The sequence below is a fragment of the Marinococcus sp. LNHM5E3-2.1 genome, assembly GCF_056034365.1.
Window position 1 is genome coordinate 64,938 of sequence record NZ_JBQLIB010000012.1, and the last position, 16,364, is coordinate 81,301.

Annotated in this window: 19 protein-coding genes; 11 read left to right on the plus strand and 8 right to left on the minus strand. The window is 46.2% G+C overall.

What is annotated here, in order from left to right; all coding sequences use genetic code 11:
• Positions 1–7 precede the first annotated feature (7 nt).
• The 7 genes from ACTRXH_RS12990 (at position 8) to ACTRXH_RS13020 (ending at position 6,534) form a co-directional block, all read left to right on the plus strand.
• The gene (locus ACTRXH_RS12990) at positions 8–445 is read left to right on the plus strand and encodes a YaaR family protein (protein WP_474282500.1); all 438 of its coding nucleotides are present in this window, start codon (positions 8–10) and stop codon (positions 443–445) included.
• Positions 446–457: 12 nt separating this feature from the next.
• A complete protein-coding gene (locus tag ACTRXH_RS12995; RefSeq protein WP_474279597.1) occupies positions 458–925 on the plus strand; it encodes a low molecular weight protein-tyrosine-phosphatase in 468 nt (155 codons plus the stop codon).
• A complete protein-coding gene (locus ACTRXH_RS13000; RefSeq protein ID WP_474282502.1) occupies positions 925–1,779 on the plus strand; it encodes a fructosamine kinase family protein in 855 nt (284 codons plus the stop codon). Before ACTRXH_RS12995 ends, ACTRXH_RS13000 begins: the two co-directional genes overlap by 1 nt.
• Positions 1,780–1,924: 145 nt before the next feature.
• Entirely contained in the window at positions 1,925–3,421 is a 1,497-nt protein-coding gene (locus tag ACTRXH_RS13005; protein WP_474261857.1) for a phytoene desaturase family protein, read from the plus strand.
• A complete protein-coding gene (locus ACTRXH_RS13010; protein ID WP_474282504.1) occupies positions 3,418–4,866 on the plus strand; it encodes a phytoene desaturase family protein in 1,449 nt (482 codons plus the stop codon). Before ACTRXH_RS13005 ends, ACTRXH_RS13010 begins: the two co-directional genes overlap by 4 nt.
• A 64-nt stretch (positions 4,867–4,930) precedes the next feature.
• Positions 4,931–5,773, plus strand: a complete 843-nt coding sequence (locus ACTRXH_RS13015) for a phytoene/squalene synthase family protein (protein WP_474261859.1) — start codon at positions 4,931–4,933, stop codon at positions 5,771–5,773.
• Positions 5,774–5,976: 203 nt separating this feature from the next.
• Entirely contained in the window at positions 5,977–6,534 is a 558-nt protein-coding gene (locus ACTRXH_RS13020; protein ID WP_474282506.1) for a hypothetical protein, read from the plus strand.
• An 84-nt stretch (positions 6,535–6,618) separates the two neighbouring features.
• On the opposite strand, the gene ACTRXH_RS13025 is transcribed toward ACTRXH_RS13020, so the two are convergent.
• The 3 genes from ACTRXH_RS13025 to ACTRXH_RS13035 form a co-directional block, all read right to left on the minus strand.
• On the minus strand, positions 6,619–7,218 hold the full coding sequence (locus ACTRXH_RS13025; RefSeq protein WP_474282508.1) for a hypothetical protein: 600 nt from the start codon (positions 7,216–7,218) through the stop codon (positions 6,619–6,621).
• Between the two features lie 178 nt (positions 7,219–7,396).
• Positions 7,397–8,194, minus strand: a complete 798-nt coding sequence (locus tag ACTRXH_RS13030) for an alpha/beta fold hydrolase (RefSeq protein WP_474282510.1) — start codon at positions 8,192–8,194, stop codon at positions 7,397–7,399.
• Positions 8,195–8,375: 181 nt separating this feature from the next.
• Positions 8,376–9,158 (minus strand): TerC family protein, encoded by a 783-nt coding sequence (locus tag ACTRXH_RS13035; RefSeq protein WP_474282512.1) that lies wholly within the window; start codon positions 9,156–9,158, stop codon positions 8,376–8,378.
• Between the two features lie 385 nt (positions 9,159–9,543).
• On the opposite strand from ACTRXH_RS13035, the gene ACTRXH_RS13040 reads away from it, so the two are divergent.
• Positions 9,544–9,918: a PilZ domain-containing protein gene (locus ACTRXH_RS13040; protein WP_474261864.1), complete on the plus strand. Its 375-nt coding sequence runs from the start codon at positions 9,544–9,546 to the stop codon at positions 9,916–9,918.
• A gap of 54 nt (positions 9,919–9,972) precedes the next feature.
• Entirely contained in the window at positions 9,973–10,191 is a 219-nt protein-coding gene (locus ACTRXH_RS13045) for a hypothetical protein (RefSeq protein ID WP_474261865.1), read from the plus strand.
• Between the two features lie 95 nt (positions 10,192–10,286).
• On the opposite strand, the gene ACTRXH_RS13050 is transcribed toward ACTRXH_RS13045, so the two are convergent.
• Together ACTRXH_RS13050 and ACTRXH_RS13055 are read right to left on the minus strand one after the other, a co-directional pair.
• Positions 10,287–11,057 carry an SDR family NAD(P)-dependent oxidoreductase gene (locus ACTRXH_RS13050; protein WP_474282514.1) on the minus strand — a complete coding sequence of 257 codons (771 nt, stop codon included), beginning with the start codon at positions 11,055–11,057 and terminating at the stop codon, positions 10,287–10,289.
• A 175-nt stretch (positions 11,058–11,232) separates the two neighbouring features.
• On the minus strand, positions 11,233–12,285 hold the full coding sequence (locus ACTRXH_RS13055) for an EAL domain-containing protein (protein WP_474282516.1): 1,053 nt from the start codon (positions 12,283–12,285) through the stop codon (positions 11,233–11,235).
• 265 nt (positions 12,286–12,550) lie between these two features.
• Between ACTRXH_RS13055 and ACTRXH_RS13060 the strand changes: the two genes are divergently transcribed.
• Positions 12,551–13,537, plus strand: coding sequence for an aldo/keto reductase (locus ACTRXH_RS13060; protein ID WP_474279579.1), 987 nt, complete (start codon positions 12,551–12,553; stop codon positions 13,535–13,537).
• A gap of 88 nt (positions 13,538–13,625) precedes the next feature.
• On the opposite strand, the gene ACTRXH_RS13065 is transcribed toward ACTRXH_RS13060, so the two are convergent.
• A complete protein-coding gene (locus tag ACTRXH_RS13065) occupies positions 13,626–13,994 on the minus strand; it encodes a cupredoxin domain-containing protein (RefSeq protein ID WP_474282518.1) in 369 nt (122 codons plus the stop codon).
• Positions 13,995–14,275: 281 nt separating this feature from the next.
• Between ACTRXH_RS13065 and ACTRXH_RS13070 the strand changes: the two genes are divergently transcribed.
• Positions 14,276–14,812: a YceI family protein gene (locus ACTRXH_RS13070; protein WP_474261869.1), complete on the plus strand. Its 537-nt coding sequence runs from the start codon at positions 14,276–14,278 to the stop codon at positions 14,810–14,812.
• Between the two features lie 427 nt (positions 14,813–15,239).
• On the opposite strand, the gene ACTRXH_RS13075 is transcribed toward ACTRXH_RS13070, so the two are convergent.
• Together ACTRXH_RS13075 and ACTRXH_RS13080 are read right to left on the minus strand one after the other, a co-directional pair.
• Entirely contained in the window at positions 15,240–15,401 is a 162-nt protein-coding gene (locus tag ACTRXH_RS13075; protein WP_474282520.1) for a hypothetical protein, read from the minus strand.
• Between the two features lie 222 nt (positions 15,402–15,623).
• The coding region (locus ACTRXH_RS13080; RefSeq protein WP_474282522.1) for a Na/Pi cotransporter family protein at positions 15,624–16,364 on the minus strand (741 nt) is incomplete at its 5' end.

A 16,364-nucleotide genomic window follows, 5' to 3' on the forward strand; every position in this document is an offset into this window, starting at 1 on the left:
TATACGCGTGGATATTCATCGTCTTCAGGGAAATATTAAATCACCGCTCCCCAGTGTAAAGGAGAGAAAAGCCGAAAAGAATCCGTTTTCGGAAATGATGCAGACCGAACAGTCCAAAACATTCAACCGGCAGATGGGTATCATGCTTGAACAACTCGATCAGCAGGGCAGGCGTTTGATGGAGCACCAGACCATTCCAGAGTTAAAAGAATATAAACGCCTTGTAAGAGAAATTATTACAGAGCTCAAGGACCACGGATTGAACCTGCATGAAGAAAGGTCGTTTGGCAGCGACGGACGGCTCAAAACCCATCAGCTGATTGAAAAGATTGATAAAAAATTAGTGGAAATGACAGACCAGATGCTGCAGCAGGAACAGGAGCCCCTTTCCCTTCTCGATATGACCGGGGAAATAAAAGGCATGATTATACATCTCTACGGATAAAGGAGGGCATCTATGAGTATAAAGGTTTTATTCATCTGTTTAGGAAACATCTGTCGTTCGCCAATGGCAGAAGCGCTTTTGCAAAAGCACCTGCAGGAAGCAGGAGTGGAAAATAAAATCAGCGTGGATTCAGCCGGTCTCGGTGATTGGCATGCAGGCTCGCCACCGCATAAAGGAACGATTGGTGTGCTCGAACAGCATGGTATTCATGCCGGTCCGGGAACCGCCCGGGTCGTGCAGTCCGGAGAAGAAGCCGATTATATTGTAGCTATGGATGAACAGAACCTTGAGATGCTTCAGGACTTTCACGTTTCCACTAAAGACGGCAGGGTATGGAAACTGTTGGACTTTCACCCTGAGCGCCGGAGTGAAGACGTCCCTGACCCTTATTTCGATAATAATTTCGACCACGTGTTTGAACTGGTTAATACGAGTACCTTTCATTTATTACAATGGATCAGAGAGCAGGAGAATGTATAATGGAGCATATTCAAAAAGCGATACGATACGTGGATCCGCAGGCAGAAGTAACCAATATAGCAGGCCTCTCCGGGGGAAGCATCAGCTCTGCCTACCGGGTGGATACAAACAAGCGCTCCTATTTTTTGAAATGGAATGAAGAGGCGCCGTATGATTTTTTCCGCCAGGAAAAACGCGGGCTCGAATTTCTGCGTGAATCGGAAGCAGTGCATGTGCCTGATGTACTGCACTGGTCGAAGAAATTTATTATTATGGATATTATTCAGGGAAGAGGGGACAGCCGCACGGACGAGTGGCTGGGCATCGACCTGGCCAATCTTCATCAATCCTCCGGAGATTATTTCGGCCTTGAGGAGGATAACTTTATCGGGGAGCTGCCGCAGGAGAATTCCTGGGAAACAAGCTGGGTGCGTTTTGTAAGGGATCACCGCCTGCGGCCGCAGATGGAAATCGCCAGATCCCTGGGCAAATTGACTGACGAACGGTCCCGCCGCCTGCGCTATATTCTGGACCATCTCGAAGAATGGATACCCGACGACCGGCAGCCGGTTAAGCTGCACGGCGATCTTTGGGCCGGCAATTGGCTCACAGGAGAAGAAGGGCGTCCATATTTGATTGACCCCGCCTGCTGGTATGGAGACTACGAATTTGATCTTGCCTTTACACGGCTGTTTGGAGGATTTTCTGAACGGACGTATGAAGCGTATGAAACCATCCAGCCGGTGGAAGCTGAATTTGAAGAACGGATGCCTCTCTATCAGTTATATTATTTGCTCGTCCATTTAAACGTGTTCGGGGAAATGTACGGGGCGCAGGTGGACCGGGTGCTTGCATTATACAGCAGAAGCAGTTGAACGGGGCCTTTCTTTCTGAAAGGTCTTTTTTTATGCTTTTACAATGTCTATTTTCCCGGGCTTTTGGGCAGGTTGAGAATGCAAAAAAACGGGAATAAAACTTTGGACATGCATATAAGGTTTTGACAGAGAGGGGCTTTTTGGAGTGAGAGAGACACGAATTGCGGTGATTGGAGCGGGCCCCGGAGGACTTACCGCTGCCATGCTGCTGCAGAGTCAGGGTTTTCAGGTAAGTGTGTTCGAAAAGGATGATAAGCCAGGCGGACGCACGTCCCACGTGGACGTTGACGGCTACCGCTTTGATAAGGGTCCGACATTTTTAAGTATGCCTCATATTGTTGAGGAAATTTTTTCGGCAACCGGAAAGGATCTGGCTCACTATATTTCGTGGAACTACCTGGATCCGATGTATGAATTATTTTTCGAAGATTCAAGCTTCCGGCCGACTTCCGATAAGCAGGAAATGAAGCGAAGGATCGCTGCTTCCTTTCCGGGCGATGAAAAGGGATATGACCGTTTTATGCATGATCTGGGTAAACGGTGGGATGCGCTTCTGCCGGTACTTGAGCATGAGCACGGATCGCTGCTTGACTATATGAAGCCCCGAACGCTTAAAGCCCTGCCGCACCTGGCGCTCGGCAAGTCTGTGTATGACGTGTTGAGCCAGTATTTTTCCGATGAGCGGCTGAAGCTTTCTTTTACCTTTCAGTCCAAATATTTAGGAATGTCACCGTGGGACTGCCCGGGGGCCTTCAGCATTCTTTCCTATATGGAGCATGAATACGGTATTGTTCATCCTACTGGAGGATTGAACCAGATACCAAAAGCAATGGCTAAAGCATTTGAAGAAGACGGCGGCCATCTTTACCTGAACACGCCAGTTAAAAAAATCCGTACGAAAAAACAGCAGGCGGTGGGTGTAGAGCTTGAAAACGGAGAAGTGTTTGGAGCAGACGAGGTGGTGGTGAATGCGGATTTCGCCTATGCAGCTACCGAATTGTTCGATGAGCCTTTGAAGAAGTGGAAAAAAGAAAAAGTGGCTAAAAAAGACTATTCCTGCTCCGCGTTTATGCTTTATGCCGGCGTTGACACTACTTATCCGGACGCGGCCCACCATTCTATCGTCTTTTCCAATGATTATAAAAAAAATGTGGAAGAGATGATTCATGAAAAAATTGTTTCGGACGATCCGTCAATCTATATTCATAATCCGGCTGTTACCGACGACACGCTGGCGCCTGCCGGGAAATCGCCAATTTATATGCTTGCCCCGGTTCCGAACAACCAGAGCGGCATCGACTGGGAGAATAACAAAGACAGCTTCCGGGACCTGGTGCTTGATCAGGTGGAGAGCCGTTCGCCGTTTAAGGGACTCCGGGACCACATTGAGGTGGAAAAAATTTATACGCCTACAGACTGGCAGCTCGACAGTAACGTATACGAAGGGGCTGTATTCAATTTATCCCACCGATTAAATCAAATGATGTATTTCCGTCCTCATAACAAGTTCGAGGATGTTGGAAGCTGCTGGCTGGTGGGTGGAGGTACGCATCCCGGAAGCGGTCTGCCGACGATTATCGTATCCGGCAGGATTACTGCTCAGGCACTGACGGCCAAATATTCCAGGGAGCGGGCGCAATGAAAAATATTATCGTGGGAAGCGGTATCGGCGGTCTTGTGACAGCTCTCTACAGAACTCAGGCAGGCGAAGAAGTAACAATAGTGGAAAAAGATAAAGAAGCAGGCGGAAGAATCAAATGGGTGAAGCAGGACGGGTTTAAAGTCGATGAAGGACCGACCATCGTTCTTTTGCCCGAAACCATTAAGGCGATACTTGCTGAAGCAGGGATGGACCCGGAAGTGCTTGAAATGGAGCGGATTGACCCTTTGTACCGGATGGTTTTCGCCGATGGCACGGAATTTTACAAATGGAGTGATCCTGAAAAACAGAAAGAAGAGCTGGCCCGGACTTTTCCGGGGGAAGAAGAGAATTTTGAAAGGTTTATGCACGATATGAAGAGAAATTTTCTCCAGGGGGAAAAGGATTTTTTATCCCGGTCATTTATGCGCAAACGCGAGTTTTTCACGGCGGCCAATATTCGTTCCCTGTGGCAGATGAAAGCTTATCAGTCGGTTAGAACCCAGGTGGCCGATTACTTTACTGATCCCCGTCTCCGGGACGCCTATTCCCTGCAGACGCTCTACATTGGCGGCAACCCTGCCGCCACTCCTGGTATTTACTCCCTGGTCTCCTTCAGCGAGCAGTATCACGGCATCTGGTATATCCACGGAGGCTATGCGATGCTGATTGAAAAAATTAAAGAAGAGCTGGATCGTCGCGGAGTGATCTTTCGGTTTGAAGAAACAGCATTAAGTATTCAGGCGAAGGGAAAGACTTTTACTGCTCTGAAAACGGATAAGCGGGTAGAGCCGGCAGAACGGCTCATCTGCAACTGCGAGCTGCCGGCAGCAGAACAGCTGGTGGAAAATAAATCACAAAAAAAATACACTTCTTCATCAGGATGCTTGCTAATTTACTTAGGATTAGACAAAATATATACAAAGGCATCTATTCACCAGTTTTTTATGGGCAGCAATTTTGACCACCAAATGAAGCAGGTTTTTGAGACTAAGGAATTACCAGAAGAGCCAAGTATTTATGCATTCCACCCGTCTTTAATAGACTCTGCCCTCGCCCCGGAAGGTAAGAGTGTACTGTATCTGCTCGTTCCCGTACCATCAGGAGATAACATCGATTGGGAGGTGCAGGAAGAGTTTATTCAGTCTGTTTTAGAGACGGTCGAGAAAAAAGGATTCCCGCACCTACGTTCTTCGATTCAGTGGATGCAGGTCCGGACGCCTCAGGACGCCGGCAGATACGGGTTGTATGAAGGAGGCAGCTTTGGCATAGCTCCGAGCTTTGCCCAGTCAGGTGCATTCCGGCCGCAGCTTAAGCCGTTCTCCTACAGCAACGTATACGCTGTGGGTGCTTCTACGCACCCCGGTGGCGGTGTCCCAATTGTCATGCAGGGAGCAAAACTGTTAGCGGAGCATCTCGGGACAGGGAGAAAGCAGGATATGTTCTGATATACACCCGGCAGGGGACCAGCCATCGCTTGGCTTCTGAAACGCGGGAGAGGGGATGAGAAGTATGAAATCAACGTTAGAAGAAGCATACGAAGAATGTCATCGTATTATTGCAATGCACAGTAAAACTTTTTCGAAGGCATTTGATATTCTGCCGCTTGAAAAAAGACAGGGCGTCTGGGCCGTTTATGCTTTTTGCCGGGCCGTCGATGATATTGTGGATGAAGGGGAAAATCCGGAGCAGGAATTAAAGGAATTTGAAACGATGTTTCATCAGTTTCTCCGCGATCCATTCTATCAGCCGTCCCTGCAATGGATTGCCCTGAGGGATACTTTCGAACGATTCGATATGGAAGTACAGCCTTTTATAGATATGATTCAGGGCCAGTATATGGATTTGGAAAAAATTTTTTATTACACATTGGAAGAAGTTGAAGGGTATTCCTATTATGTAGCAGGCACTGTAGGGCTGATGCTTCTGCCGATCCTTTCCCCCGAGCGTTTTGAACATCTGAAGCCGGGCGCTATCGCCCTTGGAAAGGCGATGCAGCTGACCAATATCCTTCGCGATGTAGGTGAAGACCTGGAGCGGGGGCGCATATATTTTCCGGTTGAAATACTCGAAAAGCATGGCTATACCACCAGGGATCTTCACCAGCACCGCCTTGATTCCTCATTTGTCCGGGCGTGGGAGGATACTGCCGCACGGGCAGAAGAGCTGTATACAGAGGCACTTGAATCTGTTGAACAGTATCCAAAGGATGCAAGGTATCCCGTCAAAGGCGCTGCTTATATGTATCAGGCCATTTTGGAATCAGTACGGAAAAACAACTACCAGGTGTTTAAGGAGCGGGCCTACGTTTCCAAACGGGATAAATGGAGTATTTTAAAAAGACTATCCTCCTAAAGAATGCTAAGCAGGCCGGGGAGTAGTCCCAAAAGTCTTCAGGCAGAAACTCTGCCTGTTTTTTCTTGGGTGAAAAACGAATCCTTAAAATGGTATTTTATGTATGATAAAATAAATATGAATACATAATACTGGAACCGCGGGATGTTATTATATCCGGCGGTTTTATTCTGTTTATGTACAGATACAGCAGGGGGAATTTTATGAAAAGACGTGTCACGCTGCTGGCAGCCGGGATCTTCATTTTCACCGCAGTGCTCAGCATTTATGTAGTGTATCCATGGCTTGAAGAAATGGAAAAACAGACAGCCGGAGCAGAGCAGGAGGAAGAAAATAACTCGGAAAAAGAGGCAGACAAGGAGCACCAGCTGACAAAAGCAGAAAAGAAAGTACAGCGGGAAGGGGAAATGAAAAATTATATTGCTGCCCGGCATGACCGATGGAATGACCTGACGGGCTACGGGGGTGAAAAAATGGTGGATGCAGAAAACATTCAGAAGCCTGAAGAAAAAATAGAAAAGCTGAAGTCACTGGCTGCGCAGACAGACAATCCGGATTTAGCGAGGGATCTTCGCAATGCTGCCGGGTGGAATGAACGCTTTCAGCAGAAAGAGCAGTCTGATTTAGAAGAAGAGCAAACGGCAGAAACGATTCACCGTATATTTCATGATCTGGATGTATACTATAACGGCCACGGAAAAGAGCCGTTTGGTGTTACGCATGTAGACGACGGAAAGTATGCGGAAAAAACTGATATATGAGCGGGGCATAAAAAAACCACCAGGGCCGTACCCGGTGGTTTAACTCGTTTTAGAAAATCTTTTGCTTTCTCCGCGGAGAAAAGCTTAGCTATTGCTATTTGGGTCACGCTGGTTTTTTCCTTCTTCCTGCGGCTCAATATCGGCCTGGTTGTCTTTGCGCTTAATTTCTTCTTCCGGAGACTCCTGGATATTTTGGCTGCCACTAGTTTCAGAAGAAGAGGCGCTGGAATTATTAGAGGAAGAATCAGAAGAAGAAACCTGCTCTGCGCCCTGTTTTGCCTGATCCTTGACTCCTTCGAGCTCCTGCTCGGCTTCTTTAGCTGTGTCAGCTACATCCTTCAGCTCATCGCCAGCTTCTTTAGCTGTAGATACGACGCCTTCAGAGTCTTTTTTCACCTGCTGGATTTGTTCAATAATGTCTTTGCCGTAATCATTGTAAATCTCCTGCAGCTGGGTCGTTGCCTGCTTAGCAAGCTCTACTGTGCGCTGAAAGCGGCTTTTCAGTTCCTCTGTGTCAACTTCCTGGTTCGCTTTGTTTACTTTATCCTTAATGCCTTCGCTGCTGCCACTATCACTGTTGCTGGTACTTCCTGAGCCTTTCGTATACCAGTAGACGCCTCCCCCGATAGCAGCGGCTGAAAGGGCAATAATCGGCAGTGTTTTTCTGGATGATGTGTTACTCATTATATCTACTCCTTTTTGTTTAAAATATGGAAGCAATGGTTCAGGAAATTAAAAAAAGAGTCAGCAAAGAAAAAGCTTTCTTCTACTGGCTCATGGGTTAGCTTATTATCCAACCATTACCGCCGTGCTCAATATTCAAAGTAAGAATGAACTATAAACATATATCCTTTATGCTTTTTCAATAAACATCCTTTTGAGTCTTTGCGTAGACATTGCTGTTAACAAAATTTCTGATGATGGCATTTACTTCGCCGGCAGCTCTAGTAGGAAGCTGGTGTACCTTTCCCTGAATATGCACATTTTGCATATGAGGGAGCCGGGATTTAAAATCATGCTGATGCTTTTTTACAAACACATCGTTGCTGCCAAATATCGTAAGCACGGGGCAGGTAATATGAGGAAGAAAGCCGGTGCTGTCATAATGCCTGCCATTCAAGTACATTTGCTCCATAATGCCGGGATCGCTGTTCTCAATATTTTTTTCGATGCGTGCCTGCTGGTCCTGCTTTTTGGTATGAGAAAAGGCAAGGCCCTTACCAAGTGTACCGAGCAGGTTTTCATACGTACTCCAAATGCCAAGGCGGAATTTTCCGGCTAACAGAAACGTTCGTACTTTGGGAAAGCTGCTGATTAATACGAGCGCTTTCGTCTTTTCGGGATATTTGTAAGCAAATTCCTGGGCTGGCAGGCCGCCAAAGGAATAGCCGCAAAGAATAACCTGGTCAGCCCCAAGATGAGATATAAGGGCATAAATGTCCTCCGTCCACTGTCTGATGGTGCCGTCAGCAGCTTCACTGCGTTCGCTTCTGCCGTTTCCCCGTGGATCAAAGGTAACAACCCGAAACTGGTCCTCCAGCGGGTGCTGCTGCTCAAAGGCCGCGCAGCCGAGACCGGGAGGGGAAATAAACACAAGCACGGGCCCCTGGCCCCGCTGTTCATAATAGAGTGATGTGTTTTTTGAAGTGAAATATGGCATAAACAGGCTCCTTCGGCTCTCGTCAGCCGTAAAATTAAAAGTTCCATTCTATCTGTCTTTTTACCTTCAGTCTATATAACTAAACTTCAGAAATGGAAGAGGGCTATTAAAAAAAGCCCTTTAAGCTTTCATCTGCTTAAAGGGGCCTGAGGTTGTGTGTGAAGCTGTACTTCATTAATGTTTAACGTTCTTTCACCGTTTCATCTGCTGATTTCGGACTGGATAAAAACCAGCCGCTGACCGCGATCACAACGATGACAATATAAAAGGAAGCCTTCCACAGCGGTGAATGAGAGAATGCTTCCGGAATAATGTGCAGGGAAGGGTGACTCAAAGCGTAAACTGCGAGTTTGACACCGACCCACCCTACGATAACGAAGGCGGTTATTTCAAGGCCTGGACGTTTTTCAAGCAGGGTAACAAATTTACCGGCGGCAAAACGCATAATGACGACTCCAATTAATCCGCCGAATAAAATCACCGCGAAGATTCCGCCGTCAAGACCGCCAATTGCCGGAAGACCGGAGGCTGGAAGAGTAATAGCGAGAGCAACTCCTGCAAGAATCGAATCGACGGCAAACGCAATATCTGCGAGCTCTACTTTAAAAACAGTCTTCCAGAAGCCGGGCGATTTAGTTTCCTGTGCGGCAGCAGTCACGTTTTGCTGCTGGCGGTGGCGGACCATATGCCTAATAATATGATTAATAGCGATATAGAGAAGGTAGGCAGCACCGATAGCCTGCACCTGCCATACCCCCGCCAGAAAACTGATGATAAACAGAGATCCAAACCGGAAAAGAAAAGCGCCAAACAACCCGTAAAAAAGAGCTTTTTTACGCTGTTTTTCAGGCAGATCCTTGACCATTACCGCCAAAACCATCGCGTTATCAGCTGCCAGTACACCCTCAAGCAGGACTAGAATAACTAAAACCCAGCTGTATTCCATCAATAAACCTATATCCATTTCTTTTCTCCCCTTATGAGAAAAGGCATGAAAAAAGCCCTTTCCCTGAATGATTCGAAGGAAAAGGCATCAAAAAAACCTTTCCCTCCCCCGAAATTGCTGCGGAGAAGAAAAGGTCTCGCTTATAGTCTGGTAACTACCATCAGCACCGGGGCTTCAAAGCCCGTCATGACGATGCAGATGCAGGAAAGCTACTCCCCTTTTATTCTATATTAATCATATTCCGGAGCATAGATAAAGTCAATCTTTATTTCAAAGAAGAGCAGGACTGAATGGGAGGTGAACGGCCCGGCATACTGCACTAAAAACATTTTTGAAATCGAAAGACAGAGCCTATATACTATTAATACCGCACTTATTTCACGCAAAGATAAAGGAGAAGGGTATGCCGGAATCAAGAAAAAACCTACGCTACTATTTCGAAGATCAGCCACTCCACGGAACCTTTTTCATTTACCGGATGGACAATACTATCGTGAACAGCGCGGCAGGTGACATGACGATCCATGATCTCTCCGGCGGGGGCATGCGTTTCTTTTCCCATCTAAATCTACCGGTCACAGACCGGGTACTTTTGACTTTTTCCTTTCGCTCGCTTCACAAAAATTTTGTCCTTCACGGTCATATAAAACGAAAGGAAAAACAAAACGGCGGCTGCATGTACGGGGTCTTTTTCCCGGACGAAGCTAACGATCAAAAAAATGACCTGGTGCGCACGGTGCATCAATTAAACATCGAACAAAAAGAACATCAGAGTTAAGACGCACGGAGAATTTCTGTTCATCCACCGCGGAGATAAAGGAGGAGGGTCTGTATGGATAACGATTTACTGAAAGAGCTGCTGCTGATTGCCCGCATTGCCGCTAAAGAACAGGGGACAATTTCCCCGGATGACCCTAATGAAGAAGCGCATTTTGATTATTTGATCAAAGAAGCGATGCTCGAAGCAGAAAAAGTAACAGACGAGGAAGAAAAAGTGGAATATGTGGATCCGGTGGTGACAGAAAAGGGCAGCCGCTTTATTGATGTATAATGTAAGCCTGGTCATAAGCTATCTAAATGGTATTAATATGAAAAGACCCCCTGGCACTGAAGCCGGAGGGTCCATTTGTATAGAGAAAGGATTTTTTACTGGGCGGCCATACCGCCATCAATACGATACTGGGAACCACTGATAAAGCTTGATTCGTCAGAGGCAAGGAATAAAGCAAGGTTTGCGATGTCTTCAGACTCTCCGTAGCGGTTCATTGGAATAGCCTGCTCCTGCTCGGTACGGGCGGACTCGGCATCGTCCGGATTAAATCCTTTTTCAAGCGAACGCATCATTCTGGTGTTTACCGGCGACGGGTGGATGGAGTTTACGCGCACATTGGAATCTGCCACTTCAAGAGCCGCCGTTTTAGTCAGCCCAACCACACCGTGTTTAGAGGTAGTATACGGACTGACGCCCGGCGTCCCCATTAAACCGGCAACCGAAGAGGTGTTAATAATGCTGCCGCTGTTTTGCTTCGCCATGACGGGCATAACGTATTTTAATCCGAGAAAGCTTCCCAGGACGTTAACGTTCATTACCTTCATAAAATCTTCTGCGGTCTGTTCCGGAATAGGAGCTACTTTGCCTTCGATGCCTGCGTTGTTAAAAAAGACATCTACCGTGCCAAACTGATCCACCGTCTGATCTACATAATTTTTCACATCATCTTCATTAGTAACATCGGCCGTCATTGTTTCTACCGGGCCATACTCATCGAGTTCAGCTTTAACGCTGTCCAACGCCTCTTGATTCATATCAACGAGCATCACATTGGCGCCCTCCTGAAGAAATTTCTTAGCAGTAGCTTTGCCGATGCCTCCTGCTCCACCAGTAATTATAGACGTATACCCTTCCAGTCTTTTCATGAAAAAAGCACTCCTTCCATGTGAGGGTTTATTTTATAAAATGACTCGCCCAATGCTCTTCCCTGTGTCTAAAGAATTAAAACAGCAGCGAAAATGTGTTGATGGTTTCCGCATCTAAAGACTCATGAGTGCCAGAAACAGAAAAAAGCACGTGCGGGGCACATGCTTTGCAAGATCAATGGTTTGTATTAACGGTGTGAGAAAGGGAATCCAGAGGCTGCTCCTGCGGCTTAGCGAAATAATATCCCTGAAACATCTCGTAGCCCATGTCGGCTAAGTAATCGGCATCTTCTTTATGTTCGACTCCTTCAGCAAGTGGCTGAGAGTCGGTATAGGCAGCTACCTGCAGCAGCGACGCTGCGATTTTTTGTTTTTCGGGGTCCCGGCTTACGCCGTCGGAATATTCTCTGGCCAGTTTAACAATATCCGGCTCAAGGTAAGATAGCTTTTTGAGGTCATTGACCCCGGTGCCTACGTCGTCTAAAGCATATTTGAAACCGTGACGCCGGTAATAATTGAGTATACTTTTCAGGTGATCAATATCCTGCACTTCATCGCTTTCCACAACTTCAAATACTACGTTTTCCGGGGCAATGCCCATTTCATTGATGAGGGAAATAGTGGTCGATAAACAGTGTTCAGGCACATAAATAGCGGTCGGAATAAAATTGATGAAAATGAGCTTGTCTTTAATGATGGCTGCATTTTTGACAGAAACGATCCGGCAGGCGCGGTCAAGCGCAAACAGCCGGTGGCGGATGCGCGCCGCCTCAAGCAAAAAGAATGGGGCAATCATGCTTCCGTCTGATGCTTTTCCGCGGGAAAGCAGCTCGTGCCCAACAATAGTATAGCTTCCGTTATCTGGCCGGACGATAGGCTGATAATGTGACTGTATCTGTTCCTGATCGATAATATTATCGATCCAGCCTGCTTCTTTGTAAGCGTGGAGGGAGCGAAGCGGCTGTTTGTTCGTTTCATCTTCCAAAGGATTATTCTTTTTTGCTGGAAAAATAAAAATTTCTTCGGGATTATAATGAACTTCCAGGTAATCCAGCAAATCAAAAGCAATGGTTTCATCCATCCATACCATGCGATTATTTACTTCCTGCCATTGGTTTTCGCTGTATTCACTGAAGTAAGGGGTGAGCAGGGCAGGAGACTGGTCGTTTTCAAAAATGAACGTATAGCCCTGATGGCCAGGCATGCAAACGTCGCAACCGTTCTTCATAGATGACCTCCAAATGATGTCGTTTTAATAATAATATCGGCTGAAGAACTATGTATTCAAGTGTTTCATGAGAAATTTTGGATAAAAATCTGATATAGGGATACGTATAATATCTATTTGGGCATCGATGTTTAAATCTTACTGTGAAAGGTAACTAAAATAGAGTGATCGTTGGCAGGAACCTGGGTCGTTACAGGTGAGATACGTTGGAGCGGCCGCTTAATTGCAAATAATGAATAAACCTTTATAGAGGAGGACAAAGTTTATGATTAATTTGAAGCAGGAAGGGAAACTCGGCTTCGGCACCGCGCCGCTTGGGAATATGTACCGTGATATTCCAGAAGAGGAAGCTTTAAAAACAATTGAAACAGCATGGGAACACGGCATCCGTTATTTTGACACTGCACCTTTTTACGGAGCAGGGCTTGCGGAGCTGCGCTTAGGCAAAGCGCTGGCCAGGCATAACCGCGACGATTTTGTATTAAGTACGAAAGTCGGCCGCTATATTTCTGAAGAAACGGAAGAAAAAGAAGGATTGTTTGCCAATGGCCGCCAAAATAAAGTAATTGATGATTATACTGCGGAAGGCACACGCCGGTCGATTGAGCAGAGCCTTGAGCGCCTGCAGATGGACCGGATTGATTTTGTGTATGTGCATGACATTTCTCCAGATTTTCAGGGAGACGAATGGCTCGCTAAATTTGAAGAGGCAAGAACAGGCGCATTCCGTGAGCTGACTAAACTACGGGAAGAGGGCGTTATTCAATCCTGGGGGATTGGAGTAAACCGGACGGAGCCGATTGAGCTCGCTCTCGACCTTGAAGATTCCAATCCGGATATCAGCCTGCAGGCTACCCGTTATACGCTGCTTAACCACGAACGTGCGCTTCAGCGCTTGATGCCGGAAGCGGAGGCGCAGGATGTTAGCATTGTGGTCGGAGCACCTTACGGATCAGGCGTGCTCGCCGGCGGTTCCACGTACGAATACTCGGATATCCCGCCGGAAATTGCTTCCCGTGTCGAGCAGATGAAATCCATTGCTGAACGTCACAATGTGAGCCTGATTGCAGCGTCCCTGCAGTTTTCAGCCGCTCATCCGGCAGTGGCGGCTGTTATACCAGGAGCAAGTCGTCCGCAGCGTATTCAGGACAATCTAGAAGCATTAAACGCCGATATTCCTGCAGCTTTCTGGCAGGAACTGCGTAAAGAGAAGCTGGTTTCCCCTGAAGCGCCGCTTCCAATTAAAGAATAAATATGGTTAAAATTAAAGCCGCCGTGCCTGTATTTAGGCACGGCGGCTTTTTTGCAGAAAAAGTAAAAATAGGCCGGGAAGCTCCGGCTTACTGAACAATTAGGGTGGCGGTCATATCTGCATGCCCTTCACCGCATGGAACGCTGCAGTAGATGTTATACTCTCCGGGTTCTTCCGGGGTGAACGTTGCTTCTCCTTCCCCCTGAATGTCTACATCAAAGTTGTCAATAGCAAGCCCGTGTCCGCCCTCCTGGCTCGTTAAGCTGACATTTACAGGTTCTCCGGCGTTAACGGTGTATTCCTCCTGGTCGAATTCAAAGTCAGTAGCGGTGACCTCCATTGTTTGAGCCTCGGCGTTTTCACTGGTGCTTTCGGATTCATTTCCTCCATCACTGCCGCCGCAACCGGTCAGAAAAACAAATGAGGCAAGAAAAAGGGCTGATACAGAAAATTTCATCGTAAAGTCTCCTCTCGATATTAATATAGGGTGTTTCATACGAAAAAGGCTTGCGAAGTGCCATGATATCTGAGATGAAATATACAGCTGACTTCATAATTAGTGTAAAACATAATGAGAATAAAAGACAAAAATAGTCTTAATAGATAAAGAGTAATCATTTGAAAATGACGGAATATTTATTATTTTCAAAGCAGGATACTAGATTTAAAGACTTGATACCTTTATACTAGTTGTAGCTTCATGGATTTAATTGAATGAATTTTTAGGAGGAGTTACTTATGGCAAAAACAGTCTGGTCCGTGGACCCTGTACACAGTGAAATTGGATTTTCGGTAAAGCACATGATGATCTCAAAAGCGAAAGGCACGTTTGACAAATTTGACGCTACGTTAAAGGTGGACGTGGAAGACTTAACAGACGCAGAAATCGAAGTGGTAATCGATGTAGCGAGTATTAATACCAGTGATGAAAACCGTGATGGTCATTTACGGTCGGCAGACTTCTTTGATGCTGAAAACTATCCCAACATGACGTTTGTGGGCAAGGAAGTTAAAAAAACGGGAGAAAGTGAATATGACGTGACCGGAGATCTTACGATTAAAGGCACAACCAAAGAAGTTACGGTCGATGTTACGTTTGAAGGCCAAAGTAAAGATCCGATGAGCGGAAACATAGTAGCCGGCTTCAGCGGCCAGACAACCATTAACCGGAAAGAATTCGGTTTAACATGGAACGCTACGCTTGAAACAGGCGGGGTACTTGTCGGCGAAGATGTGAAAATTAATATTGAGATGGAGCTGCATAAGCAGGACTAATGCTTAAGCGAACAATCATTAGAAAAAAGCCTTTTAGAGCTCTGTGGGAGACATCTAAAAGGCTTTTCTACGTAGCCTGGGCGGGGAAATTTTAAAAGGGGGGCTTATCCGTAGGCACCGGCAGCTAACAGCACAAGAACAAAAAAGACCGCGAGCCCGACTGCAAGGCCAAAATACAACTTGATAAAATGCCACATAGCTTTGATCGCTCCTTTTAAAGGAAAGGTGAATGTTACTGCTGTGAAAGGTTTTAATAAAAAATCACAGGGATGAAACAGAGTGCAGACAGAGCATATAAAATTAATAATACCAAAAAGAGCAGGTCCTGCCCAAAAGAAGCAGACCTGCTCTTTTTAATCGAAAGCTGTATTAATTAAACGCTTCTATATTTAAGACGCTGAATTTACAGTGGTATATAAAATTTCGTTCAACTTTTTTTATTTTGAAGAGTTTTGTTTAAATCATCAAGGTCTTTCACATCTTTATTGTTGCCTTCCCTGATTTCTTTCCGATACTTATCGAGACGCGCTTGTTTTTCATCCAGCTCGGCCAACACTTTTGGACAATCTGTACTATTTTTCTTATTCATTTCAAGCCCCTCTTTCTAATAGTTATCACTAAATTCAGTATGTTGGATTTTTATAGCTTTTACAATAGGTAAATAGATGATATATGGTTCACCTGTTTAAAAATGGTAAATATGCAAGGGGGATAAAGGTAGTACATTTCACGAAGAAAGGAAGGGGTCTGTTGAAAGTAGTGATTTGCGCGAAAAAAGCAGCGCCCAAACTGTAAGGGCGCTGCCTGCTTATTAATTGCTTTCTTTCATTTTGTGATCATCATCGAGCACGGTTTCAGCAATGTTTACAGCATGATCACCGATCCGTTCGAGGTTGCTTAGGAAGTCTACAAATACAATGCCGGCGGAACCGGAGCACTGGCCTTCATTAAGGCGCAGAATGTGTTTTTTGCGCAGCTGCCGTTCAAGCCGGTCAATCTCTTCTTCCTGCTGCAGTACCTGACTGGCAATTTCGTGGTTATCCTGCCCGAGTGCTTCAATTGATTGAGAAAATGTACTCATGGTTAATTCGTACATCTGATTCAAGTCCTTGTAGGCTTCAGGGGAGAGGGTTACCTTATTGGAGACCTGATAATCCACGAGCTCCATCAGATTTTCTACATGGTCACTCACACGTTCAATGTCTCTCGTAGTATCCATCAGAACCGAATGCTGACGTGAGCTTTCGGATGAAAGAGATCTAGAAGAAATGCGGGTTAAATAATCCGTAATGTTTTTGTCCAGATTGTTTACGGCTTCTTCGTACCGGACGATGTTTTCCGCGTCCTTTTTGTTCTTGGTTTCTAGATAGGACTCACTTTGCTTCAAACCTTTTTCAGCGTATTCCGCCATCCGCAGGGTTTCGAGCTTCGCCTGGTCGAGCGCGATCGCCGGGGACTGCTGAATAAAGATCGGGTCGAGGTGCTTGGCTTTGTACTCGATTTCGTCCCCTTTGCCCGGCACGAGCTTCGTGACCAGGTAGGCCAGCGCCCC

What these genes read in the sequence shown, in the direction of transcription:
- ACTRXH_RS13035 (WP_474282512.1), bottom strand. Translation starts at nt 9,158, where the DNA reads ATGGATATAGGTTTATTGATGGAATACAGCTGGGTTTTAGTTATTCTA.
- ACTRXH_RS13065 (WP_474282518.1), bottom strand. Translation starts at nt 13,994, where the DNA reads ATGAAATTTTCTGTATCAGCCCTTTTTCTTGCCTCATTTGTTTTTCTG.
- ACTRXH_RS13030 (WP_474282510.1), bottom strand. Translation starts at nt 8,194, where the DNA reads ATGCCATATTTCACTTCAAAAAACACATCACTCTATTATGAACAGCGG.
- ACTRXH_RS13070 (WP_474261869.1), top strand. Translation starts at nt 14,276, where the DNA reads ATGGCAAAAACAGTCTGGTCCGTGGACCCTGTACACAGTGAAATTGGA.
- ACTRXH_RS13000 (WP_474282502.1), top strand. Translation starts at nt 925, where the DNA reads ATGGAGCATATTCAAAAAGCGATACGATACGTGGATCCGCAGGCAGAA.
- ACTRXH_RS13010 (WP_474282504.1), top strand. Translation starts at nt 3,418, where the DNA reads ATGAAAAATATTATCGTGGGAAGCGGTATCGGCGGTCTTGTGACAGCT.
- ACTRXH_RS13075 (WP_474282520.1), bottom strand. Translation starts at nt 15,401, where the DNA reads ATGAATAAGAAAAATAGTACAGATTGTCCAAAAGTGTTGGCCGAGCTG.
- ACTRXH_RS13025 (WP_474282508.1), bottom strand. Translation starts at nt 7,218, where the DNA reads ATGAGTAACACATCATCCAGAAAAACACTGCCGATTATTGCCCTTTCA.
- ACTRXH_RS13040 (WP_474261864.1), top strand. Translation starts at nt 9,544, where the DNA reads ATGCCGGAATCAAGAAAAAACCTACGCTACTATTTCGAAGATCAGCCA.
- ACTRXH_RS12995 (WP_474279597.1), top strand. Translation starts at nt 458, where the DNA reads ATGAGTATAAAGGTTTTATTCATCTGTTTAGGAAACATCTGTCGTTCG.
- ACTRXH_RS13015 (WP_474261859.1), top strand. Translation starts at nt 4,931, where the DNA reads ATGAAATCAACGTTAGAAGAAGCATACGAAGAATGTCATCGTATTATT.
- ACTRXH_RS13020 (WP_474282506.1), top strand. Translation starts at nt 5,977, where the DNA reads ATGAAAAGACGTGTCACGCTGCTGGCAGCCGGGATCTTCATTTTCACC.
- ACTRXH_RS13055 (WP_474282516.1), bottom strand. Translation starts at nt 12,285, where the DNA reads ATGAAGAACGGTTGCGACGTTTGCATGCCTGGCCATCAGGGCTATACG.
- ACTRXH_RS13045 (WP_474261865.1), top strand. Translation starts at nt 9,973, where the DNA reads ATGGATAACGATTTACTGAAAGAGCTGCTGCTGATTGCCCGCATTGCC.
- ACTRXH_RS13060 (WP_474279579.1), top strand. Translation starts at nt 12,551, where the DNA reads ATGATTAATTTGAAGCAGGAAGGGAAACTCGGCTTCGGCACCGCGCCG.
- ACTRXH_RS13050 (WP_474282514.1), bottom strand. Translation starts at nt 11,057, where the DNA reads ATGAAAAGACTGGAAGGGTATACGTCTATAATTACTGGTGGAGCAGGA.